Source organism: Aquincola tertiaricarbonis, assembly GCF_023573145.1.
Taxonomy (GTDB): Bacteria; Pseudomonadota; Gammaproteobacteria; order Burkholderiales; family Burkholderiaceae_C; genus Aquincola; species Aquincola tertiaricarbonis_B.
On sequence record NZ_CP097636.1, the window covers coordinates 3,065,911 to 3,089,717 of the forward strand.

A 23,807-nucleotide genomic window follows, 5' to 3' on the forward strand; every position below is an offset into this window, starting at 1 on the left:
GCCATGCTGCACTTCACCCACCACGGCGCCGTGCGCGGCGTCACCGGCTCCTGCCATCGGTTGACCTTGCCAGACGGCCAGGCCGTGCTGGTGGACTGCGGCCTGTTCCAGGGCGCCGAAACCTCGCCCGACGGCGCCAGCGCCAGTCAGCTGGACATCGACTTCTCGCTCGACAAGGTGCGGGCGCTGGTGGTCACCCATGTGCACATCGACCACGTGGGGCGCATTCCGTACCTGCTGGCGGCTGGCTTTCGCGGCCCCATCTACTGCAGCCAGGCCAGCGCCCAATTGCTGCCGCTGGTGCTGGAAGACGCGCTGGAGGTGGGCTTCACGCGCAACCGCAGCTTGATTGCCAAATTCATGGCGTTGCTGAAAGACCGCACCGTGCCACTGCCCTACAAGCAGTGGCAAACCATCATCGCCGGCAGCCCCGGCCTGCGGGTGCGGCTGCAGCCGGCGGGCCACATCCTGGGCTCGGCCTACGTGGAGTTCGATGCCACCCAGACCGGCCAGCCCAGCCAGCGTGTGGTGTTCTCCGGCGACCTGGGTGCGCCCTACACCCCACTGCTGCCAGCGCCCCAGCCGCCGATGCGCGCCGACGTGCTGGTGCTGGAGAGCACCTACGGCGACCGCGTGCACGACAGCCGCAAAACCCGCCGCCAGCGCCTGCAGGCGCTGTGTGAGCATGCCTTCAGCAACGGCGGCACGGTGCTGGTGCCCGCCTTCAGCATCGGCCGCACGCAGGAGCTGCTGTACGAACTGGAAGAGATCATCCACCGCAACGGCCAGCGACAGGCCGCGCCCGGGCTGGCTTGGGGCGATGTGCAGATCGTCGTCGACTCACCGCTGGCCGCCGACTTCACGGCCGGTTATGCGCGCCTGAAAGAGCACTGGGACGCCGAAGCCCGCCGAAAGCTGGCGGCCGGCCGCCACCCGCTGGCTTTCGACCAGGTGACCACGGTTGCCGACCACGCCGCGCACCTGCAAATGGTGCAGGGCCTGGCCCGCTCAGGCCGACCGGCGATCGTCATCGCCGCCAGCGGCATGTGCAGCGGCGGGCGCATCGTCAACTACCTGAAGGCCATGCTGGGCGACCCCCGGCACGATGTGCTGTTCTGCGGCTATCAGGCCGCCGGCACCGCCGGACGCGCCATCCAGCAGTACGGACCGAAGGGCGGCTGGGTGGAACTGGACGGGCAGCGCATCGACATCCGCGCCAAGGTGCACACCCTCGCCGGCTACTCGGCCCATGCCGACCAGCAGGATCTGCTGCGGTTCATCGGCCGCATGAAAACGCCGCCGCGGCAGGTGAGGCTGGTGCATGGGGATCAAGAGGCCAAGCAGGCTCTGGCGAACTGCATTCGGCAGCGGCAGCCCGGCGTAGAGGTGGTGGTGCCCCACAGCTAGTGCGATCGCCAACGAGCTGTCAACGCCGTGCGCCGCACCGAGAAAAGAAACGACAAGCCTTACGACTCGAACTTATGGATGCGATAGCCGGGGGATCTCACCTGCCGCCGTTATTGCTGCGTCAGCTCACACGGCGAACGTTCAATCTTCCGGGAATCGTGCAAACCTCGCTCTGACGTTATGAGCGGAAAGCACCTTAATCGTCGCAGGGCAGCATGCGCCTTGCCACCTCGACGCTGCTTTGCGTTGTCATTTTTGGCTGCCCGCGCCCAACGCCCTTAATCAATTTAAGCCGTGGACTGGGTTGACTCGAGAATATGCAATTTCTTAATTTCTGCTAAAGCCCGCCAGATGCCAGCTAAATCAAAGTGGACACAGAGGCCCGACTAGCGTGTTTTACAGAAAGTAGTGGGAAGGGCTAACACCAGATCGCTCTCGCCGCGGGAGTCTCTATACCCGCGCTCAGCGCGCGATCACCTCAAAAAAGGCAGTCAGCAGCCACACCATCTCAGATCAAATGGAAGACCAAACCAGGCATCAACGGCAATAACCCCAGCCTAGAGATCCGCGCATTCCGCTTGTAAATACAGTCGAGGCCGATGGACCGCGCCTGAACCACACGCGGACTGAAACAAGCAAAAATATACGACACAACAATTTACAACTCGGCGCTAAAAATAGGTAGGACAGAGCCGAAACCATGTGAGCTGGACCGAAATGCGGCCTCCGATCGAGCGCGCCACCGACCATATCCAAGCGCGCTTCTCAAAACATGGTGACCACGATGAACCTTCCACGACCGGCCTCACTTACGACCAAGGCTAGTTCCTTTGCATTGATCCTCGCGTTCTGCGCCATGTCGACCTGGGCACAGACAAATACGCTGGTGGTAAGAGCCAAGGGAGATCCGGCAGGCGGAGTGGCACCTCAGATGGTCGTCAGGATTGACGGCGCCACTATTGGGGCTCAAGACGTCTCCTCCCGCGAGTACGCAAATTACTCCTTTGCGATCGGAGCCATCGCGAGCAATGCGAAGATTGATATCGTTTTTACGAACGATGCGTCAGTCGGAGCAGAAGATAGAAACCTGTACGTCGCTTATATCCAAAGCGGTACGACAACTGTTCTATCCAATGCCAAAGGGGTGACATACGACAGGGGTTCGGGAACTGCAGCTTTCGACGGCGTAGATGTTGTGCCGGGCCAGCCAAACATGTATTGGGGCGGCGCACTCAGATTCACCTGGCCGATTGACCAAGCTGCTGCCGCGCGGTCACGTCAACGTGAAGTGAGCAGATTTCTCCAGCAGGCGACATTCGGCCCGACGCCGACGGAAATCAACCGTCTCAGCGCGATGACATACGACCAGTGGCTCGCCGAACAGGCGAACTTGCCCCCGTCCACAGGCTATGTTGATTACGTGCAATCCAAATACGACCTTGGCAATAGCTACCGGCCGGGTGGGGCAAACTACTCCCCTGGCCTGATCAATCAGAGATTTTGGCGCCTCGCCGCGACCGCGCCTGATCAACTCCGGCAGCGCATGGCATTCGCGCTTCACAAAATATTAATGGTCTCCCAAGAAGATGCCGCGGTCGCGCCCCATGCTCGCGCGTTTGCTGCTTACATGGATACCATCACCAAGAATTCACTCGGCAACTATCGAACTCTACTTGAAGATGTAGCACTTTCGCCGGCCATGGGGCTTTACCTTTCAAGCATCAGGAACCGAAAGGAAGACCCGTCAACCAATCGGCTACCCGACGAAAACTTCGCACGAGAGTTGATGCAGCTTTTTACCATTGGTCTTTACGAACTAAATACGGACGGATCCAGGAAACTCGACGGCCAAGGAAAGCCCATCGAAACATATACCAATGCGGACGTAATGGCATTGGCGAAAGTTTTCACAGGCTGGAGCTGGGCCTTTCCCGACACCCAACTCAATGAGAGCAACTTTCGGTGGCTGAGCCCAAACTATGCGATGGGGCAGGACACGAGGGTAGATACATTACCAATGCGCGCCTATCCCGGGCTGCATTCTTTGACGGAAAAGCGTCTATTCGTAGGGAAGCCGCACGCGGTGACGATTCCCGCAGGCGGGACAGCAGAGCAGGATCTAAAACTCGCCTTGGACACGCTCTTCAAGCATCCGAACGTGGCGCCATTCATAAGCCGCCAGCTAATTCAAAGTCTCACCACCAGCAACCCTTCACCGGCATACATTGCCCGTGTCGCAGCGATTTTCAACAACAATGGGAAGGGGGTGCGTGGCGACCTGCAAGCAGTGGCAAGGGCGATCCTTACCGATGCGGAAGCACGCAGCACGTCTAGTCCTGACTTTGGCAAGCTCAGCGAACCGGTTCTTCGGGTAACACGCTGGATGCGTGCATTTGGGGCAAAGTCCTCGTCCGGGGAGTATCAGATGGCAGGTGAGTTGGCGACCCTGGGACAACGACCAATGAGCTCTCCAAGCGTCTTCAGTTATTTCCGCCCCGGGTATACGCCCCCCACATCGGTGCTCGCAAAAACTTCCGCAACAGCTCCTGAATTTCAGATTGTCAACGAAGCTACGACGGCCTATTGGATCAATTTGGCAGAGGCACTTACAGTCGTCGGCCTTGGCAGCAATGGTTCAAACCGTGACGTGACTGCCCCGCTCGACACGCTCGTCAAATATCCGGCCGCAGGTGATTACACCGGCCTAATCGAATATCTAGATACAAACTTGCTCGCAGGCCGAGCGACCAGCCGACTCAAGAAGGATATGTTTGACGCGATGCTTAGCGTCGCGGGGACCGACACGCCTAGCAACCTCAATCGAGTACGAATCGCAGTTTATCTTGCCCTTGCGTCGCAAGAGTTTCTCATCGAGCGCTAAGGATTTAAAAAATGAACACCTCTCGCCGCCACTTTCTTAAGGCCGCCGCCTCACTTTCCTCACTCGGCGGCGTCGTAGGCAGCCAATTTAGCGCTCCCTTTGCGATGACCCTTGCAGGGGTAGGAGCACTGGCGGGAGAAAAGGCGGGCGCAGCGACGGTTGACGGTGGTTATAAGGCTCTTGTTTGCCTGTTTCTGCAGGGCGGGAACGACTCACACAACTGGATTGTCCCAACCGACCCAGCCGGCTATGCTGACTACGTCCGTGCACGCCGAGAACTAGCACTATCCTACACCTCGCTACGTGCGGCCAATAGTACGCTACAGGGGGCAGGACGCTCCTTTGGGATGCCCGCGGAGTTGGCTCCCTTGCACAAGTGGTACCAAGCAGGGAAGGCAGCAGTTGTTTCGAACGTCGGAACTCTCGTCGTGCCGACGACGAAAGCCGACTTTGATGCGGGAAACAATCTTCCGCCTAAGCTTTTCTCGCACAACGACCAGCAGTCGCTTTGGCAATCAATGTCTCCGGAAGGTGCCAAGTCTGGCTGGGGCGGGCGCATGGGAGACATTCTCATGTCCGCCAATCAATATCCTGTCTTCACAGCAATCTCTGCCACTGGAAATGTGGCATTTCTGGCCGGCGATCAGATCAGTCAATTCCAAGTCGGGTCTGAAGGCCCGATAAGCATCCGGGGCCTGGGATCAGGCTCGATGTTTGGATCCAGCCAAACAGCAAATATTTTGCGAAGGTCCATTGAAAGCGCAGGAACTAATGCGCTGGAAACCGAGTATTTGAAGACCGTGCAGCGATCAATTGCCCACGACAATACTCTGAAATCCGCCTTGGCTTCGTCGTCCGCGGTACCTCAACCCTCGGGTGAGGTCACACTATCGTCCGGGCGGACCGTGTCCATTGCAACAGACTCGCTGGCCAAACAACTTAGAGTCGTGGCGCAACTGATGGGCTCCGCAAGATCACTCGGGATGCGGCGGCAGGTTTTTATGGTTTCGATCCCGGGATTCGACACGCACTCCAATCAACTTCCACAGGCCGCTATTCTCATGTCTAGAGTAGCGCAATCGATCGACTATTTTCTGACTACAGTGTCTGCAATGGGCATGCTAAACAATGTGACATTATTCACTGCCTCGGATTTTGGTCGCACGTTGACGACAAATGGTGCAGGAAGCGACCATGGATGGGGTTCGCATCATTTTGTTGCAGGCGGAGCAGTGAAAGGTGGGGAAATTTATGGTCGGTTTCCGAGCCTTGCGCTAGGTAGCTCCGATGACGTCGGGTCTGGCAGACTCCTACCGTCCACTTCGGTGGCCGAGTATGCGGCTGTCATGGGCGGTTGGATGGGTCTCAACGCCAACGAGCTGGCGACGGTTCTCCCTGGACTGACCAATTTTAATCGAAGCAATCTTTCGTTTCTTTAATCTGATTGAGAATTCGCTACGGGGTGACCTGCGTGCAGTTGGCGCCCCGACGCAGTGCCGCGCTTGTCGGGCGATACACAGAACATATCCTCTCCCGAGACGAGGCAGTCACATTCAGCACGTTGTGAGCATTTTTTCTTCCCAGCGCTGTGGACGTTGAAGGAAGGTGGACGATGTCCGCGTGGGGCTGGATCGCACAAGCACCGCAGTGCGTGAGTAGCCGTGCGGTGTGGAACAGAAGGCAGTGGGCGTGTCAGGCCGGGCAAGCCTCCCAGCGCCGCATCTAACGCGGTTGGCGTAGTCGCCCCCCGCAAAATCGTCCCTCGCCCGCAAAGCCCGATCGCGTCATACCCTGTCCACCGGGACGAGTCGGCCTTTGATGCGACCCCGCAGTCCGCGGGCTGATCTGTAGCGCCATCGGCATGCCGACCCCTGCGCGAACAGCGCCCACCAAGCGCAAAAAAGCCTGCGCAGCCGGAGCCGGGGAATGATGAACAGCAGCCAGCAAATGTTGTAGCCCGTCGCGTAGCTCAGCGCATGCAGCGCATCCCCGTTGCCCCCCCCTGCACCCAGCACCGGTCCATCCGGCTGTCGGACTTTGTGTGGCCGACCAGCGGCTCAATGGCTGGCGATGCTTGAGCCGCCGCTTGTCGTGCTCGCTCAGATACTCGATCTTGCGCCGGTGGATGATCTGCATTCGCGGGTTGTCGGCATCTACACCCCAGTAGCTCAGATCGACGATAACTTGACTGGGCGTACGGCTGGTGTCCTGCTGCAAATTCGCCGTCTGCTAAAGCTGTGCGCTGAGCACACGGCCGTCGTACGGGTTCCCGGGCAAGTTGCGTGCGCCGACCATCAGGCTTTGCCGGTGCGTCACCGCCAAGCTGACATTCACACCGAACTTGCACGGGTTCCGTCCATTGCTATTGGAGATGCATTCCACCTTGGCGTCGTGCAGCGCGTACAGCTTGTTCTGGCTCTTGGCCTGCTGGGTGCGGATGCGCTCGCCGCGCTCCATCAGCGTGGCCAGATCGACCAGGGCCTTGGCGTTGCCGGACTCGTTCGCCGGGGCGCCGGCAGCAGCCACCGCCGCGTGGTCAGCATCCACCTTGCGCTACACCTTGCACATCACGATGCCCAGGATCGTGCGCAAGCGCTTGATCTGCTTGGCATGAGCGTACCTATCGGCCTTGCGCGGACTTGCCGATCACGGACTGGCTCCTATACGGCGGTCGGTGACACTTACGACGCAGCGTCTCGCCCTCGCGCGCGTAGGTCTGCTTGAGCTTGATGGCCGGCGGCACTGACCACCTTGTGACGGGCGATCTCCAGCCGCCGGCCGTCCACTCGATAGGCGATGGACTTGGACTGCACGGTGGACTCCGAGACACGCGCTCCAGCGCCGCCGGATTGCTGACCCAAAGCCGACCGCGCAGTCGATGGTTGCTGAGCAACCCATCGACGCCCTGCGCGTCGAGCAGGCGCCGAAAGCGCCCGATCTGGGTGGCATCGCACGGCAGGCGCGGCTCGAAGTAGTCCATACCGCTGAAGAACTGCCACTGGACTTTCTCTCCCTACCGCTCGACGACTTCCTCGTCGCACAGGTTGAAGCTGTGCTTCAGGAATGGCAGGCTGACCATCAGCCGCACCGGCGAGCGTGGCCGGCCTGGCTGATGCCACCGCCGAAATCACCGTCGAACGCGCCGGCTAGGACCATGCTTGCTACACGCTTAGTTGGTCTAGGCCGATGGGCCAGGATGTGCGCCAGCGCCGCCTCAATCGACGCCCAAAGCAAGCGCGTGGCCAGCACCGCGAGCGCGCGGCGCAGGTCGATCATCTGGTACAGCCGGCACGAAAAAATGGACACGCCGACATGTGCCAAACCCATCAGAAATCAAGCCTCTGGCCTCCTAAATCAAAGGCATCCAGCCAGCAAAAATCGCACCGGAAAGTGCGAATTCAAGCGGGCAGCAGGCGAATTGCGGGGCCGGCCGGATAGACAACCCAATCCTTCGACGGCGAACCGAAAGAACACATCCACCAGCGCAGTTAGGATTGCATAGGCCCTGACACATAACAAGGCGATGCGCGGAACAGTGACTTTCGAGCCTAGACAGCGTGTACTGGGTTGGGAAAAAGCCGATCCCGAACCCACATCATAGGAAATTCAATCAGCCTGCTCATAAAGACAGCAACCACAATAGAGCAAACATAGTCAAGAGAGATGACGGCAGCAGGGGGCAAACTCAAATTCGTGCTTGATAGCGACTTGGCCAGTACACGAGAAACCGGAACGTGCCAGATATATAGCGCGTAAGAATAAATACCGAGGAAAGCTAGTATACGGGCCGCGCTTGGCAGCACCACCTCAATTCTTGACTTGTGCACAAATAGAATGAAGGCAGCGCCCGCAAGGTACGACACGCTGAAACCCACTACAACGCCAGCCGAACTGTCCTTTGGGACAAACCAAAGGAAACCATATCCTGAAAGAGCAGCGGCAACCCATAACCACTTAAACTCTAACAACCTTCGGAATTTTTCGGGCCTGTAGACCGACAACATGGCGAGCAGCACCCCTGCCGAGAGTCCGTCAAGGCGATAGTGAGTCTGAATCTGTATCGCGCCAGGATCTTCCCCAAGATAAACCGCTACGATTCGCAAAATCGGCGCCGCAGACATTAGAGTGAGCGGCACCCAATACCAGGAAGCAAGAGTTTTGCTCTTTTTCGTTCGCGTCAGCCACCAAACGGCCACGCCAATCAAAAGATAAAAATGCTCTTCAACAGCCAGCGACCAGAGATGGTGCGCCACCGCAGGGACAAAATAATTCTGAACGTGAAGTGCTATTTGCGGCACGAACGAGTTTAGATCTTGGCTCCGCCCGAAGAAGAGCGCCATGCAAATCAGAAAAGCGTAAAGCGTCGGCCAAAGTCGAAACGCTCTGCGCAAAAAAACCTCTTGTAATTAAAAGCGCCGGTAGACTCAACCTCTCGAAGTATTAACCTACCAACAAGGAATCCGCTCAACACAAAAAATAAGTCGACACCTGCCCATCCGATAATGCGGCCAGGGGCCAGGACAACGTCGAACGCACTCCATTGACTAGAGACAGTATTAAAGTGCCATCCCATCGCCAAGAGGATCGCTACTCCGCGAACGACGTCGAGGTCCTGCTCGCGGCGGGGCGCTATACCCGTCACGCCGCCAGCCTCTTCATTGAAATTCGGATGCGCAAGCACAAACTCATTGTTGGTAGTCAAAAGGGAAAGAAGGGACGCTCAATCAAATAGCGAAAAACTGCACAATACTACACACCCAACACCGCACATTTATCAACGCGCCTTTCACAAGCTGAGCGCGTATCACCGAGAATCACTAACTGCGATTAAATTTGCCCCAGGCCTCATCAACTAATGCTTCCATCTGTTCTCGAAACCGCTCGGGCGAAAACCTCTCCGCATTTTTCCTACATGCTACAGGGTCAAAATTGTCAAGTGACGCCTCGAAAGCATTCACGGCTTCGCAAATGTCTTCGACCGATTGCCGCCTAAAAAAGACCCCCGTTGGGTGAGTGACGTCCGGGCCAAGTATGGTCTCCAGAGCACCGCCTTTGCCGAACGCAATCACTGGCGTACCGCAGGCCTGGGCCTCAACAGGCGCGATTCCAAAATCCTCCTCTGCTGCGAAGACAAACGCGCGCGCGTTCTGCATCAATCGAACCAACTCGTCCGTCGACCGGTACCCCAGAACCTCAACATTAGGAGCCGCCGCAGCCTTGACCTTATCAGCCTCAGGACCATCGCCGACTACAACGAGGCGCTTGTCTGGCATTCTCGCGAATGCCTCAACGATCAACGGTATCCTCTTGTACGGCACTTGGCGAGAAGCCGTTATATAGTAATCTTGCTTCTCTAAACAGAGAGCGAATCTCCCAATATCCACCGGCGGGTAAATGACGCGAGACGTTCGCCTGTATGCCTTTGCAATACGGCGCGATATAAACTCGGAGTTGGCCAAAAATTCATCGACGCCTGCGCTAGTCCGCGCATCCCAGAGTCTCAAGTAATGAAGCATTGACTTCGCGATCATTCCCTTTACACCAAGAGAAAGACCAGACTCTTTAAGATACTGATGCTGGAGGTCCCATGCATAGCGCATTGGCGAATGCACATAGCTGACATGCAGTTGATCAGGGCCGGTCAGGACGCCCTTCGCCACAGCGTAACTACTAGAAATTACCACGTCGTACGAAGAAAGATCATGTTGCTCTATCGCAAGCGGCATGAGCGGCAAGTAACTCCTATATCTGCGCTTGGCGAATGGGAGCGATTGAACAAATGTGGTTTTTGCACGCTTTCCATTCAAGAAACCACGCTGATCCTCTTCGAGAAAATCTACTGTAGTGAACAAGTCAGCATCGGGCCAGATGAGAAGCAATTGCTCCAGAACCTTCTCCGCACCCGCATATACCGTCAACCAATCGTGGATTAAGGCGACCTTTAACGGTCGTGAAACAAGGCTCTTCTTCACAGTGCAGATCCGCTTGTCTCTGCAATCAGCGCAAGCATCTTATCAGTCCGAATCTCATAAGTTTGCTCTTTGGCTGCAGCAATCCGCCGCTCAATAGGCGGAACTTTCCCATCAACCGCATCCTCAACACCGCGTAAAAATGCCTCGTGACTATCTGCAATAACAGCAATATCAGCGTAGGAGCGAAGAGCGTGAAGGTCGGTTGACACGACAGGTTTGCCGGCGGCGAGATACTCGAAGAACTTCATCGGAAACATGCCACGCGTGTAGTCATTAATCAAACAAGGAAGAACCGCCACATCAAACGTCTTAAGATATGCCGGCAGATCCTTGTAATCCCTGGGCCCGATTAGGAGGATATTCTCGTACTCACTAAGCATCGAAACATTTGTTGAAGGATCGCCCTCACCGACCTGCCCGATTAATATTATCTCCCAGTCTTTGTGCATCGAAGCCATTTTGCACAGCAACTGAAAATCAACCTTGTAGCTGCTTATAGCGCCGATGAAGCCGATTCTAGGCTTGGTGCGAGGACCAATATCCAAAGGCGGAGGCAGTAAATCCGATCGGGCTTTAGCGAAATGCTCGAATTCCGCCACATTTGGAAAGTAGTAAGTATTGGGATTCTCTTGCCGTCTTGCATCAAGAAGCGACTGCGCAGTAACAAAACAGAACTCAACATCCTTCATCAGCCTGCGCTCGGCCTGTTCAATCTCCGCCACCGGCATTCCCGGCTGTGCCCGAACTTCGTCAACACAATGGTATACGGAGTGCCTATAACCACGCACATCCATAAATTGAGTCGTCATGGGATTGTATGTCCAAATCACGTCGGGCCTTAGGCAGAGAATCCTTGACCAGATTCCAATTCCAATACTTATCAATATCCGGTTTAAAGCCCTGATGATGGAATACTTTTGGAACGGAAGTACTAGCGGAGACCATACCCACAAGTTCTCCCTCACTAGTCGCGGAGCCTTTAGACCTCGCTTCAACCTTCGACCGATACGTGAAATATCGCGATTCGACAAAGTCGGCCGCCGCAACCCAAGCGACTCAATATATATAACGCGATGTCCCCGCTTGGCGAGTTCAATGGCCACATACTGCTTATTTGTCCAGAACGGGTTATCCCAGTCAGCCGTCGACAAAAAAACGATATCAGACATCAAAATTCCTTAGTGAGCGACTTTTCTGCCGACGATTAAATAGATGTCGAGCAAGCTCTTTCGTGCTGCCGGGGAAAAAACAAAGAGGCTGGCCCAAACAGACGCTCCAGCAGCGACCTCAGCAAATATCGGTAAATCAAAGTAGCGCCGAGCAACTAGAAGTAAAGCGCAATGCGAAGCTGCAGTTATTAACCACACCTTGAGTCCAGACCCCAACGGCCCACCAATCCCCAGACAGTAAACTGCCCCAGCGCACATGACGCCGGCAGTTACTGCAGTCGCATACCCGATCACACTTGGACCGAGCAATTTCGCACAAGTCAAGTTCAACGCGATCCCCGCCGCAGCACCAAGCAATGTGGTAAGCACTACCGCTTTATTTAGCCCTCGGGCGTTTAGAAACTTCTGCGCCGCGTAAGCTACGAGTGCAAAAGGCAAGCCCGTTGACAGAGCAGAGAGCATCCCAGAAGTGATAGCGGTTGAGACCTCATCGAACGCGCCTCTCTGAAACAGCACTGAGACAATCCATTGCGAGTGAACAAAGATGAACGAGGCGCAGAGAAGTCCAAGCTGAGCGAGGGCTAGGAGGGAACGCTTGGCTTGTTCCTCGAACTCTGACTGCGACATAGTCGGCATGGCAGCTTGGCCCGCCACCGCGAAAGGAACTGCCAATAACAACAACAATGTCTCTGAAATAAAGCGTGCATAGTCGATACCAGCAATCGCCTGCGGATTTATATTCGAAGCCACCCGGCGCTCAACGACTTGGGCAACCTGTATCACGATCGGCGCCCATACGAGAATCTTCATTACCCGGACAACCGGTACTAGCAGTGGAATTGCCGCTAAGGCGCGCCGCGGGTCAAGCCACAAGTCAAGGCCAAGAGACCGACAAGATAGCGCTCCAAAAAAGGCCAAACCAACATATGCAGTAACGAAACCAAGCGCAATGAGCGCCGGTTTCCCGACCGCCCAAGCGAGCAACGTACCAAGCAAAAGCCCGATACTTTGCCAAGACGCACGCATTGAGGTAAGGGAACCCTTCCCGTGCACAAGCTCGACAGCACAGTACAGCGAAACTAGCACATACGCGGGTAGTGCCGCGCACATAATGCGGACAAACACCACCGACTGTTCCAGAGTTGCTTGGTCAATTCCCGGGGCAAGTAGGCGAACGTATGGAGGAGTGGCAATCAGCAGCACGATGGCAACGGCTGCGGAAACGCTGAGAAAAATACTGTGCAGGGCACCGAAGAGTTGCTGGGCAGATTTAGGATCCTCTAAACGTAACCGCGCATAACGGGGCGTAAACCCGCCGCTAGTTACGTCAGAAACGATCCCATGGAGCGGCAACAGAAATGCTGAAAGCGATAGCCGAAACGCTGTCGCTACTAATCCCGTGCCGAAGCACCAAGCCGCCACGACCTCCCGGCAAGCCCCTAGCGCTTTCCCTGCTAACCCACCGAGCAACAACTTTCTAACGAGCGACTGCAAATCAGCCCCTAGCCGGCTTCAGAGCAGCCTCATACGACAGAACACAGGATTCCAAGTCGTACTCTGGAGGCAAAAGCGAAGAACGAACTGCCTGCGGCGCCACTGCCGCCAAGCCTAGACAGATTTTAGCGGCTGACTCAGTATCGGCGGGATCGATAAAATGTATGTCTGGGTGATGTAAAAATAGTCCACGCATGGACTCGGATGTGACGACTGGCAGGCCACTGGCGAGGGCCTCAAGAACATTCATTGGCAAGCCCTCTCTTCTCAGTGTCGGGAATATGAAGATGTCTGCACAAGCTAGCAGACCTGGGATCTCCGAACGTTCTACCGCCCCGCAAAACCGAATTCGAGCCACGTGTCTGGAGCGAGACGCTTGATTCTTTAATGCGCCCTCCGATTCTCCACCGCCCACAATCAGAAGAAAAGTTTCCGAGTCACTGTCGGCTAGTAGCTCAAAAATATTCAAAGCTTCGTGAGCACCCTTCTGTGGGTGCAGCCGCGCTGCGAAAACAAACGTTTTTGCTGAAAGAGGGATCTCAAGCTTCAGCCGATTGCATTCGCGCATCTCCCGAGACCCCGCAAACGAGGATCTGTCAACGCCATTTCTGATAGTTCGAGTCCGCACGCCAGACGCAATCCACTTCATCGGCCACGCGTTGAACTGGACTTCAAGAACGTCCCCGATTAAAACTATCTCATCGAACATCCTGTAGATGAACGCGTCTTTAAAAATCCAATATAAATTCTTTACGGACTTTAGTATCTGTAGGGGCTTCCTCGAGGCCCATTTTGACTGAAACTCGCCCCAGGACGTGCCGTGGGCTTGAAATACAAACTTCACCGACTGATTGACTCGACGAAAGTTTTTTAAACCCGCCGCTGCGCTGCTCACGCTGAGCACAGCATCGATTGGAGTCTCTTGATGAAGGGAAGATGCAAGTTGTTCCGAACCTGTCCACCAAGAATTGGTATATTTTTCAGGCAACGAATTCTCAACGCAGAGTACTGCAACTCCGTCAGCTACGAAGGTGTCAGGCCTACCCGGGATTCGAGTCGTGATCAGAGTGACCCTATGCCCTCGGGACGCTAGAGACTTAAAGACGTCCCACGCAATTGACTGCATCCCGCCAATACTGTGGAAAGGCGTTGTTCTAGCAAATCCAAGTATGTTCACAGGACGGATTGGTAGATTGCTTCAAGCTTTTCTGATTGCAAGTGAACGTTGAAACGTTCCTCCACAAGCCGACGACCCGCGGCACCCATAGCGTGTCTGCGCGACTCGCTCGAAAGAACTAGCTTGAGCGCTTCAGCAAGCGCAGAAGAATCTCTTTCTCCGACAAGATAGCCAGACTCTCCGTCAATGACAGCCTCCGGTATGCCCCCGTGCTTAGTGGCAACGACGGGCACTCCACAAGCGGCGGCCTCAAGAAGAACCATACCGAGGCCCTCGGCATCGCCGTTGGTAGCGGTAACGGACGGAAGGGTAAACACGGTAGCTCGCGCCATCCATTGCCTGACTGCCGAATGTGGCTGCACACCCAAAAACTTGACACTTCCCAAAATACCCGCAGCCTCCGCGATTTGCTCCAGCCGCTGCCGTAACGGGCCGTCGCCAATAATCACCAGCAGGGCGTCGTCAAATTTCTTCTTAACATCGGCAAAGGCCTCCAACAGGTACTGCGTGCCTTTTTTCTCGACGAGGCGCGCGACATGGAGCACTATGGGAGGACCGTCTACGGTCGATAGCTGAAACTTGGTCGGATCTATGCCAATATAATGTACTACCGATTTTGATTCCGGAAAGCCCGCCCGGAGGGCTGCTGTGCGCATGAACTCTGACACGCAGATAAATTTAGCACCTGAGCGATGAAGCCTTTGACCACTCAAGGCATATCGCATTAAGGCCGGACGCCCGGTCCTTAAGAAATCGCGCGGCCTTGTCGTCACGTCAAACCCATGAAGCGTAGTCACGAAAGGCATATCCGCGCGCTCCGCGGTTCTCATTGCAAACAGCGCATCCACAGCAAAATGGGCATGCAAAAGTCTAATCTCACTTTTGCGTATTATCGTTTGAAAAAAGTCTGGCCGCGAACTTACGCTGTAAAGGGGATAAAGGTGCCGAGATATTCCGGATGGAGTCCAGAACTCCAAGCCGGATGGAGCATCACCAAACTGACGCCCTCCTAGCATGATTGGCCGAAATTTTCTCAGTGCCTGAGCCTGGTCTGTAATGAACGGCTCGGATGCCTTAAAAAGCTGCAGCCTGAACACGCCAACCCGTGGCTGGTTAATCTCTATCATTGTTGGTAGTGCTCTGAAGATGCTCGCCGATCGCAATCCCAGATGCAATTGCAAGCAAAGACGCAATGTGCGGCTCACCGATCAGCCCGAAATTTTCTCCAAGAGCTTGAATAAGTACCCATAGAAAACCCCAAGCCAAGCCGAGACAGAATGTTCTCGAGGCTTCCGAACTTAATCGAAAACTATTGGCGAATGCCCACTGCAGGAAGGACGCAGCGAAGCCGATCCCACAAATGCCGGCGAGGAGGCCGCCTTTACTCCACAAAATAATAAAAGCATTATGGGCCGGATAATTCGGGTTAATTCCGAGCGCCAGGGCGTATAGGGGGAACCGTTCTTCCCAACCGCCATGACCTAGCCCCCCAAAAGGGTGTTGTTTAAACATAGACCAAGCGAAGGACCATATAACCTGGCGGACGCTAAGGGTCTCCGTAGAGGCCTGAGTAAAGCCGGTCTTGGTGTACGCCAACCAGACGAACGGTGCAGCCAAAGCACCTGCTGCAACCAGAAAGCACACGAGTGCGGCTGTTGCAATGCCAACCCGCTTAGCTCGAAGAACGGTAAGCCCAACCTGAAAACTCGGGATAAACACAGCGCAAATGGTGCCAGCTTTTGATCCTGTAAAGAAAACAGCACACCAACTTAACGCAGCGCAGGCTGACACAACCCACCAACGTTCAGCCCGCCCTAGATACCACCCCACCATGGCGATGCACCCCATGTAGGCAGCAGCAGCATTTGCGTTGACGAAAAGCCCACCAGCTTTACCCGGGTCGAATATGTTATTTGGCGATCCGCTGAAGAGGCCGGCAATAACATTCGGCGAGATAAAGAACTGCGCCAACCTCGACGTGATAAAGCGAGCTTCTATTGTTGGCGATAGGCGAAAAATTATCACCAGTATCGCTTGGATCGAAGCAAGCACTACTAAACCGCCAAGCACCCGCTTCGCGAAAGCTTTGTCTGAGAGAGAGCACTGCATTGCAGCAGCACAGATAAAAAAGAATGGCAGCGTGTAAACTAAATCTCTAAAACCTGAAATCGGAGAAGGCGACCATGCCATAGAAACGACAAGACAGGCGGTCATTGCAGCCGCCAGCTTTACCCATAAAACGCGCCAAAGCCGGAGATCAAAAACGCTGCGGACTGCGGCCAATCCAGAGAGCAAGTTGACCGATAAATATACGCCCGCGATCGGAAGGGCATAAAACATGAAAGTGGTTGACAGCGCCGACAACCATAACCACCGCTTTATCTGAACAAACCTAAGCGCTACCGCGATACCGAACGCGACTCCGATAACTATAAGTGACGCGATGACCCAAAAGACGACGCTCAATTGTGCTTTTCCTAACGCGTATGCGTAAGCATCGGAATTTCTCGCAGCCTGCCGCTCGGCCCTTCAGCAGACCCGCGCCAAGAAAATGCTTGCTTAGAGTTCGCCCAGCCGGCCTGAATGTCGTCACCCTGACGTATCACTTTAGGTCGACCTTGCTTTAGCAGCGCAGCCAAAGAGGCAAATTTCGAGGCGATAGGCTTTTGCTCATACGAACTGCTCAGTAGTCCGAATCTATGCTCTTTATTTGATGGATCATTGCCTTGGTCACGCAAGCAATACCACCAGCAACCCTTTATCTGCTCCCTCGATGCGGCCAAAAAAATAAAGCGCCACATGAACTCCGCCACTTCGTCTTCAGCGCGTCCAAACCGTCCTTCAAAAGCAGGCCAGCCAACCTCAGTAACAAAAATCGGAGTCGTGGAGCCGCGCTGCTTGTCGAGCTTCATTGTGGATGAAACCTCGTCAAGGATAGATTCTGCGCCTTCTGGAGTCCGATTTCCCTTGTAAAACCAGTTGTAGGGATGGATTGAGACCCCGTGAAAGTAGCGCAATCCACCACCACCTACGAACTCCTTCAGCCAGTCTCGTCCAATACCAAGATCGGAGATACCGCCCGACAGTAGTCGGATTGAAGGATCCACTGCAGCAGCAATCGGCGCAACTACGGACGCAAGCTGGATGTAATCAGCTGCGGACGCCCCTGGCGCACCGCCCGTATGTGTATTCCACTCGTTCCAGAGGTCATAATATGCGACGCGTCCTTTCAGCTGCGTGAATACAAAGCGCGCATACTCGCCAAATGCCCTCCTGGATTCCGGAGTCAAGGGCTTACCAACCCCATACAATGGGTTTCCATAAGCCAATATGAGTAAGACCGAGGCGTTGCGCTCTGCGGCCTTACTCAAACAGTCTTTAAGCCAAGCAGGAATCTGGTACATTCCTCTTGATGTCTCGACTTGAGCCCACGGTACGTCGATCCGTAGTGATTTAGCGCCAAGCGCAGTAGCCAACTCAACAGCTCTAGGCAGTGGCCGGTCATTCACTGAGAGTCCAAGACCGAGAACGAAGTCGCTTGTGGCTGGCGCACTCAGCGCATTGGCTGCGATGGCCGCCAGTGGTGCAATAGTAATCGCCCGACGAACACGATCAATATCTGCGCGGTCGCTCATACCAATCCGGCCTTCATTGCGTACAGTTTCAGCATTCAGCGCGCGATTAGCGACCCAACAGAAGTCGACTGCTGTTTTCGATGCCACTCATCGCCAGTTTTTTCATAAGGTCTTCCTGCAACTGAAATGCTTTTAGGGTCTCTTCTTCATTAAGGTCGCCAGGGATAATCTGGGAAACGCGCACTAGAATTCCGTCAGGGATTCGCCCCATGAGCCCTTCCTTCAAAATATATAGTCGCGTGAATACGGGATTGGTTGAAAAGCCATCGCCAATTCGAATCCAATAACTCACGATCTCTCTGCGCCCACGACTCGAGGTGATGAGCCGATTTACAGGTACTGCTTTATCAGATACTGCTGGCAATGCCAGTGATACAGAACGTAGCCCTTCTACCGAAAAACCCTGCGATGAGTAACAAAGCTCAGGCCGGTGAATCTTTCCCTCTTGTCGCTGGCTTCGACCGTATGCAAGCGCGACCATCACTTGTCTGCCGCTAGGGTCGACAAATGTTGTCAATAAGGATTCATCATAGGTAGCAGCAACAGCCTCGGACCTGTCGCCCTGAGGGGTAAGAGGCATCTGTACCAAGGTGCTCTTCACCTCGCGCCAATCACCGACGGCACTGGGAATTGCATTTCTTACAGACATGAGCGGAACCGCTCCGGCCTCGTCGGGACGCAGCCAGTGCGCACCGACAATGGCAACGATGCACCCGAGCAGCAAGGCAAATACGTAGCGCCACTCCAGTTCAAGAAGCCGCAAAGGTGGCGAGTGCGGCTTGCTGAGCCCTTGAGTCATCTCGCAGTCTCCGATGAGCTGGGGACGAGACGCCTGAGAATTCCGTCTGCCGTAATGACGAGGAAGAGTGCGGACAGAAACAAAACCATTCCGGAGAACCCGTGGAGGAACCCTTGCCCTGCCTCATCTCCCAAGTGATAGGTAATCAAGCAGAGGACGATCACGCGGATAAGGTTTGCGGTTAAGCTTATCGGCACAATGAGTAAAGCCAAAACGGTATTCCGCATTGCCGACTCGTGCCGCGTCACGTTCATGTACAAAAGGCCTAGGGCCTCCAAGGTAAACAGTGAGTTGAGACCTGCACAAGCGTCTGCGACAAGCAATTGGTATGGCCCAATGTTGAGGACTACGCCGGCTCTAGCGATGGGGTAGCCCAACGCCCACAGGATATGTTCAGCCCCCCACGAAACCACTATCTTCATTGGGTGGGTGAGAACGTCTACCACTGCGCCAGGTAGAGGGACAGCAAAAAACAGAAAAAAGAAGGCGAACCAGGTTTTACGTAGGACTTGGGTGCCAAAAAATAGGCAAATCACCCCAGCCAGAAGCGGGATGAGCGATCCAACGGCAAAAAGATAGAACTCTTGCGACTGGCCAACGATGTAGAGCGCAAGGCCCACCGCGATCAGCAGTCCACCAACGAGTCGGCTCGGGCTAAATACGGTCAGCCCTTCTACACGAAGCTGTCTCGCCCTGAACCAAAAATACCATGCGGCCACCGCCAAAACTATTGGGCCGTGAGCATTTTGATCCGTAGTCCAGAGCCCTCGCGCTAATTCCAAGAAGGTGGGAGCGTAAAGCGCCACCAAAGCTAAGAGCAGCAATCCCCACTGCACGAGCGCCGCCCGCGTTGCTTCATGACGCGATGGAGGTACGGAGAGTACGATCACAATGAGGCTCCGATGCAGCTTAGTATTCGTTTAGCATGACGCCTGCTAGATCCCCACAAGCTACTTGAAGGTTCTTGGTCATCTGCTCGAGCGTTGGAAGCCTTGCCCTGTGCTTGCGTGCGACGACCATCGCAGCCCCACACCTGGCGGCGATGACCATTGCGTCGGAACCGCGTTCGTCTGCTGGGGTATCCACGACAACATGATCAAACTTTCCGACGAGCTCTTTGATAAGCAACCCGAATGCAGGCCTCTCCACCAACTCAAGCGGGTTCGGAGGGGTGATTCCAACGGGTAGTACAAATAGGCTGGGCACCCCTTGCACCTGCTGTACAACCTGATTTTCGGCCCGGCCCGACAAAATACCTGACAGCCCGCCGTTGTTTGAAAGCTTGAAGACCTCGTGCTGACGCGGCGACCGCATGTCTGCATCGACCAAGAGAGTGCGCCCACCCAGCTGAGCCAACGCCACGGCGAGGTTGGCGGCCACGAAGGTTTTGCCGTCTCCAGAATTTGGACTTACCACAGCCAGTGCCTTTCGGATCGCTGAGGCGTCGTTAAAGACCCGCATGATCAACTGACTTCTGATTGCTCGGAATGACTCAGCCTGCCGAGAAAACGGGTCGTTGAAGGCTACGAGTTCTGGGCTAACTTGACGTCGCTCTTGCGGAGCGTATGGATAATGGAACTGCTGGGCCAGCGCAAATAAGACGTCATCGACGCTTACATACCCAAGCTCGACTGCTGCCTCACCAAACCGTATTCCCTTTTCCTTTTGCTTGGCAAGAATATTCTCGACTTGCTCGGCTGACAAGTTTCGAGTTTCCCCGATGATGTCACCGATCGAGCGGTCAAGTACCGCTTGGCCATCATTGGGTCCGGGAGCCGAGTTTGATGAGCTGTAGTCGGTCATATTTTTGTTGCCGGTGTGCATATCACGCCGCCTTGCTCGGGCCACCGAGTCGCCCAAGCACTCGGCGCTGCATGTCTAACGCCGATTTCTTCTTCAGGCTTGAATCGGGACCGGGCAGAACCCCTAGAAGCGGAGAGCCGATGGAAAACGCGATGTCCTGGGGTCCCCGGACGCGGCGGTTTGCGAGTTCCAACACCAACGCGCTGCCGATGGCGAGGAAACTACCCACAAACAGCGCAAGCGCCACATTCAGAGGGATCTTGGGGAACGAGGGCTCAATGGGAGGAGTTGCCGCTGTAAGCACATTGACGTTGCTCTGCGTAGCCTGACTTTCGAGGCTAGACTGGTTGAAGCGCGCCGTTACGGCTTGATAAGCCAATTGGGCGCTCTCAACGTCCCGCATCAACACTGCACCTTGATCGCGGATAGTTTTTAATCGCAAAACCTTTGCGCGCTGCTGTTCCAATGCCGCGCGCACCTCGCTCTCCCGCTGTTTTGCGATGGCATTTGACACTCCTAATCCGCCGGTCACTTTCTGAGTCTCAACCTGAATACGATCACGCAACGACTCTATGCTTGATTTCAGTTCTACGACTTGCGGGTTTCTATCGCCCAACCGAGATGACAGCTCCTGAAGACGGGCCTCGGATCGCGACAAGTCGGCCTTTAAACCTGCAATGAGCGGGTTGGTCAGAACCTCTTGGAGCCGATCACCCGCCCCGCGTCCAGCCTGTGCTTGTCGGCTGCTTGCCTCCGAAGCCATGGTCTGAAGAAGCACAGATTGCGAAGTCAACTCGTTAAGGCGCTGAGTCTCATCGTCAAACCGCTCGTCACTAGCAATGATTCCGCTCTCCTTCTGAAAGGCGGACAATTTCGCTTGAGCGGCCTCCAAAACGTCTCTAGCCTCCTTAGCGCGGACGTCGAAGAAATTCGTATATTGCTTTGCAGGGTTCACGCGCAGCTCAAGAGATGTCTCCAGATAAGCCTGCACGAAAGCGTTTGCCACCGCTGCCGCGAAATTTGGGTCAGGCGCCTTATACGTCACGGTGATCACGCTCGATTCCCGAGATGGGCGCACATCCATCTTTTTCTGGAAAAGAGCGACAAGCCAAGTTTCAATATCACCCTCACCTGCCATATCGTCCTGCCACTGCTGGCGAACTTGCGGGTTCTCCGCCAGTTTGAGATTTCTCACCACTCGACGGGCGACTCGTTCACTCTGAATGATGTCGACTTGAGTCGCCATAAACGCAGGTGATGCCATGCCAGGCGCGAGGATGCTGGCGACCGGGTCTGGTTTGAAATCTACGACAACGGACGCCTCGGCCGTGTACTGAGCCGGAAGCAAAAAGCTGATTGCAAGCGCCAAGAGAACCGTTACCCCGAGCACACTCAGCGCCACCCACTTTCGTGCCGCCAAAATAGACAAAAACTGACCGAAACTCATATCACCACCTTAGAAGAGGCTCTCGCGGACGTATACAACATCGCCGTCTGCGATCGTGTCATCCATAGACGGCTGGATGATTTGCATCCGGCCATCGGCGGCCCGACGATGAACACGCAGTCCCTTTTCGGTGCCTCTTTGAGTGAGTCCACCACCCGCGGCGAGAGCCTGCATCACAGTCATGCCGCGCTCGAGGCGAAGTGGGCCAGGTCGCTGCACTTCGCCGTAGATGTAGACCATTGGCGCACGTTCGACGTACAAAACGTCCCCATTCTCGATTCGTACGTCGTCTTCCCTACCTGAACTCCGAAACAGCCCCGGTAGATCTATTTGCTTGCGAAACGGTACGCCGTTTCGCTGGCCTACCAAAGTAACAGTATCTGCGCCGGTTACCGCGACTCCACCCGCATTCGCCAAGAGGTCAGTCATTCGCATGTCCGCGACCTCGATTGGAAAGCGGCCAGGACGATTGACCTGCCCAAGTACGCTAGCTTGATTTCCTCTGACCTGGAGCACCAGCAAACTGACCTGCGGCTGCTTGACGAAATTTCCGTTTCGTAAGCCATCAGCAATCAAGCGCTCAGCTTGGCCAACGCTTTTGCCGCCAATGCGCAAGTTGCCCAGCAGGGGGTAGCTGATTACACCGTTCTCGCTGACACGAACTTCCAAGGTGAGATCTGGATTCTGAAAAACAGAGATCCTTACAACGTCACCAGCCCCGAGTAGATATTCAGAATCGGTCGAGGACGGAGCGCTGGCCGCAGCGCTAGCGCTCGGGGCGGCGACTTGACCAAACGCGCACGAAGGTGACGCCAATCCCATCACGGTGACAGCGACCGCAGCGACGACTGTGTGCTTGAATATATTTCTCATCACTTGAGTCTCATTCCCTTGCTGATCGTGTCCGAATCCAAACCACCGCTTGCAGCAGGAGCCGCTTGGGTAGCAGCAGCCGGCAAGGATGCCGTTGGAGCGGGCGCAGGTGCCGGCGCAGCCGCAGGCGCACTGGCGGCGCCGTCCGCGAACTTGCCGACGTATTCAATCTTCGCCTCACCCCGCATCCGCTTGACATCGTCTTCAACCAACTTCCGCTTCCGGTCATTGGTCAAGAACTGCTCGATCGCCGGCGTAGCCTGTTCCAGCGTCACCGGCTGGCTGCGCGAGTTGACGAGGACGATGACCTGGGCGCCGTTGGGCGACGGCTGCAGCACCGCCTGGCCGTCTTGTAGGCGGGCGAAGTTGTCCAGGCTGGCCAGCGGCAGCTGCTCCGCTGCCCGCACGGCCTGGTTGCCGGCGAACTTGAAGTCGTTGGCCTTGAGGTAATCGACGAATTCGTTCACGTTCTTGGCCTCAGCAAGCTTCGTGCGAAGGCCGTCGACCTGCTCGGGCTTGGCTTCGATGGCCAGCTCTTGCAGGTTGTAGATGCGGCGCTCCTTGAAGAGGGCCGGCTTCTCGTCGTAGTACTTGCGCACTTCGTCGGGCGTGGGCTTGCTGGCGGTTTCGCCGATCTTGTCCACGTACGCGCGCGCGATGATTTCGCGCTTGGCGGCCTCGATCTGCTGCACCACGCGCGGGTCGCGGTCCAGCTTCTGGTCGGTGGCCTTCTGCACGGCCAGCTCCTGGTCGATCAGGCGTTCCAGGATCTGCTTGCTGGCAGCGTCTGCCTGCTCAGGGCGCAGGCCGCGCTGCTGCTGCAGCACGAAGTTGATCTGGTGAACGGTGATTTCTTCCTTGTTCACCTTGGCAGCCGTCTGGCTGGCGCCCTTTTCTTTCTTTTCCCCGCAACCCGCGGCCAGCAACATGGCGGCACAGGCCGCGGCGATGCAGGCCACACGCAAACTTTGGCGCGCCTGGGGATGAGGGTCGGATCGGGTCGTCACGCTGGAATCTCCCACCTTGCCGGGCAAGGTCATGTCTAGGGGTGTGGGCTCGCAGGATGCGGACCAGCATGGCGCCGGCCGTCGATTGCCCAGACGGCGGAGTGTATAGGGCCGCCTATGGCAGATCCGTGTAAGCACTGACA

At 55.8% G+C, this 23,807-nt stretch carries 20 protein-coding genes; 3 read left to right on the forward strand and 17 right to left on the reverse strand.

What is annotated here, in order from left to right; genetic code table 11:
- Window positions 1-3: 3 nt before the first annotated feature.
- The 3 genes from MW290_RS28500 (at window position 4) to MW290_RS28510 (ending at window position 5,727) form a co-directional block, all read left to right on the forward strand.
- Window positions 4-1,407, forward strand: a complete 1,404-nt coding sequence (locus MW290_RS28500; RefSeq protein ID WP_250197730.1) for an MBL fold metallo-hydrolase RNA specificity domain-containing protein — start codon at window positions 4-6, stop codon at window positions 1,405-1,407.
- A gap of 784 nt (window positions 1,408-2,191) precedes the next feature.
- Window positions 2,192-4,288 carry a DUF1800 family protein gene (locus MW290_RS28505; protein WP_250197731.1) on the forward strand — a complete coding sequence of 699 codons (2,097 nt, stop codon included), beginning with the start codon at window positions 2,192-2,194 and terminating at the stop codon, window positions 4,286-4,288.
- An 11-nt stretch (window positions 4,289-4,299) separates the two neighbouring features.
- Entirely contained in the window at window positions 4,300-5,727 is a 1,428-nt protein-coding gene (locus MW290_RS28510) for a DUF1501 domain-containing protein (RefSeq protein ID WP_250197732.1), read from the forward strand.
- A gap of 790 nt (window positions 5,728-6,517) precedes the next feature.
- Here MW290_RS28510 and MW290_RS33335 read toward each other — a convergent pair.
- The 17 genes from MW290_RS33335 to MW290_RS28585 all read right to left on the reverse strand — a co-directional run bounded on the left by MW290_RS33335 (window position 6,518) and on the right by MW290_RS28585 (window position 23,697).
- Entirely contained in the window at window positions 6,518-6,835 is a 318-nt protein-coding gene (locus MW290_RS33335; protein WP_375142878.1) for a hypothetical protein, read from the reverse strand.
- Between the two features lie 531 nt (window positions 6,836-7,366).
- On the reverse strand, window positions 7,367-7,615 hold the full coding sequence (locus tag MW290_RS33340) for a hypothetical protein (protein WP_375142879.1): 249 nt from the start codon (window positions 7,613-7,615) through the stop codon (window positions 7,367-7,369).
- A 221-nt stretch (window positions 7,616-7,836) separates the two neighbouring features.
- On the reverse strand, window positions 7,837-8,679 hold the full coding sequence (locus MW290_RS28520) for an acyltransferase family protein (RefSeq protein WP_259373486.1): 843 nt from the start codon (window positions 8,677-8,679) through the stop codon (window positions 7,837-7,839).
- On the reverse strand, window positions 8,634-8,969 hold the full coding sequence (locus tag MW290_RS33345) for an acyltransferase family protein (protein ID WP_375142881.1): 336 nt from the start codon (window positions 8,967-8,969) through the stop codon (window positions 8,634-8,636). Before MW290_RS33345 ends, MW290_RS28520 begins: the two co-directional genes overlap by 46 nt.
- Before the next feature lie 136 nt (window positions 8,970-9,105).
- Window positions 9,106-10,260 carry a glycosyltransferase family 4 protein gene (locus MW290_RS28525; RefSeq protein WP_375142882.1) on the reverse strand — a complete coding sequence of 385 codons (1,155 nt, stop codon included), beginning with the start codon at window positions 10,258-10,260 and terminating at the stop codon, window positions 9,106-9,108.
- Window positions 10,257-11,069 (reverse strand): glycosyltransferase, encoded by an 813-nt coding sequence (locus MW290_RS28530; RefSeq protein ID WP_250197734.1) that lies wholly within the window; start codon window positions 11,067-11,069, stop codon window positions 10,257-10,259. The genes MW290_RS28525 and MW290_RS28530 overlap by 4 nt, the downstream gene beginning before the upstream one ends.
- A 369-nt stretch (window positions 11,070-11,438) precedes the next feature.
- Window positions 11,439-12,923 (reverse strand): lipid II flippase MurJ, encoded by a 1,485-nt coding sequence (locus MW290_RS28535; protein ID WP_250197735.1) that lies wholly within the window; start codon window positions 12,921-12,923, stop codon window positions 11,439-11,441.
- A 1-nt stretch (window position 12,924) separates the two neighbouring features.
- A complete protein-coding gene (locus tag MW290_RS28540) occupies window positions 12,925-14,049 on the reverse strand; it encodes a glycosyltransferase family 4 protein (RefSeq protein WP_250200125.1) in 1,125 nt (374 codons plus the stop codon).
- 47 nt (window positions 14,050-14,096) lie between these two features.
- On the reverse strand, window positions 14,097-15,281 hold the full coding sequence (locus MW290_RS28545) for a glycosyltransferase (protein ID WP_250197736.1): 1,185 nt from the start codon (window positions 15,279-15,281) through the stop codon (window positions 14,097-14,099).
- Window positions 15,214-16,566, reverse strand: a complete 1,353-nt coding sequence (locus MW290_RS28550) for an O-antigen ligase family protein (RefSeq protein WP_250197737.1) — start codon at window positions 16,564-16,566, stop codon at window positions 15,214-15,216. Before MW290_RS28550 ends, MW290_RS28545 begins: the two co-directional genes overlap by 68 nt.
- A gap of 11 nt (window positions 16,567-16,577) precedes the next feature.
- Window positions 16,578-17,822 carry a glycosyl hydrolase gene (locus MW290_RS28555; protein ID WP_250197738.1) on the reverse strand — a complete coding sequence of 415 codons (1,245 nt, stop codon included), beginning with the start codon at window positions 17,820-17,822 and terminating at the stop codon, window positions 16,578-16,580.
- Window positions 17,782-18,534 (reverse strand): exosortase C-terminal domain/associated protein EpsI, encoded by a 753-nt coding sequence (locus MW290_RS28560; RefSeq protein WP_250197739.1) that lies wholly within the window; start codon window positions 18,532-18,534, stop codon window positions 17,782-17,784. Before MW290_RS28560 ends, MW290_RS28555 begins: the two co-directional genes overlap by 41 nt.
- Entirely contained in the window at window positions 18,531-19,424 is an 894-nt protein-coding gene (xrtB, locus tag MW290_RS28565; RefSeq protein WP_250197740.1) for an exosortase B, read from the reverse strand. The genes MW290_RS28560 and xrtB overlap by 4 nt, the downstream gene beginning before the upstream one ends.
- A 19-nt stretch (window positions 19,425-19,443) precedes the next feature.
- Window positions 19,444-20,358: a polysaccharide biosynthesis tyrosine autokinase gene (locus MW290_RS28570; RefSeq protein ID WP_250197741.1), complete on the reverse strand. Its 915-nt coding sequence runs from the start codon at window positions 20,356-20,358 to the stop codon at window positions 19,444-19,446.
- 1 nt (window position 20,359) lies between these two features.
- Entirely contained in the window at window positions 20,360-21,784 is a 1,425-nt protein-coding gene (gene epsF / locus MW290_RS28575; protein WP_250197742.1) for a chain length determinant protein EpsF, read from the reverse strand.
- 9 nt (window positions 21,785-21,793) lie between these two features.
- On the reverse strand, window positions 21,794-22,657 hold the full coding sequence (epsE, locus tag MW290_RS28580; RefSeq protein WP_250197743.1) for a polysaccharide export protein EpsE: 864 nt from the start codon (window positions 22,655-22,657) through the stop codon (window positions 21,794-21,796).
- Window positions 22,657-23,697 (reverse strand): EpsD family peptidyl-prolyl cis-trans isomerase, encoded by a 1,041-nt coding sequence (locus MW290_RS28585; protein WP_250197744.1) that lies wholly within the window; start codon window positions 23,695-23,697, stop codon window positions 22,657-22,659. Before MW290_RS28585 ends, epsE begins: the two co-directional genes overlap by 1 nt.
- Between the last annotated feature and the right edge of the window lie 110 nt (window positions 23,698-23,807).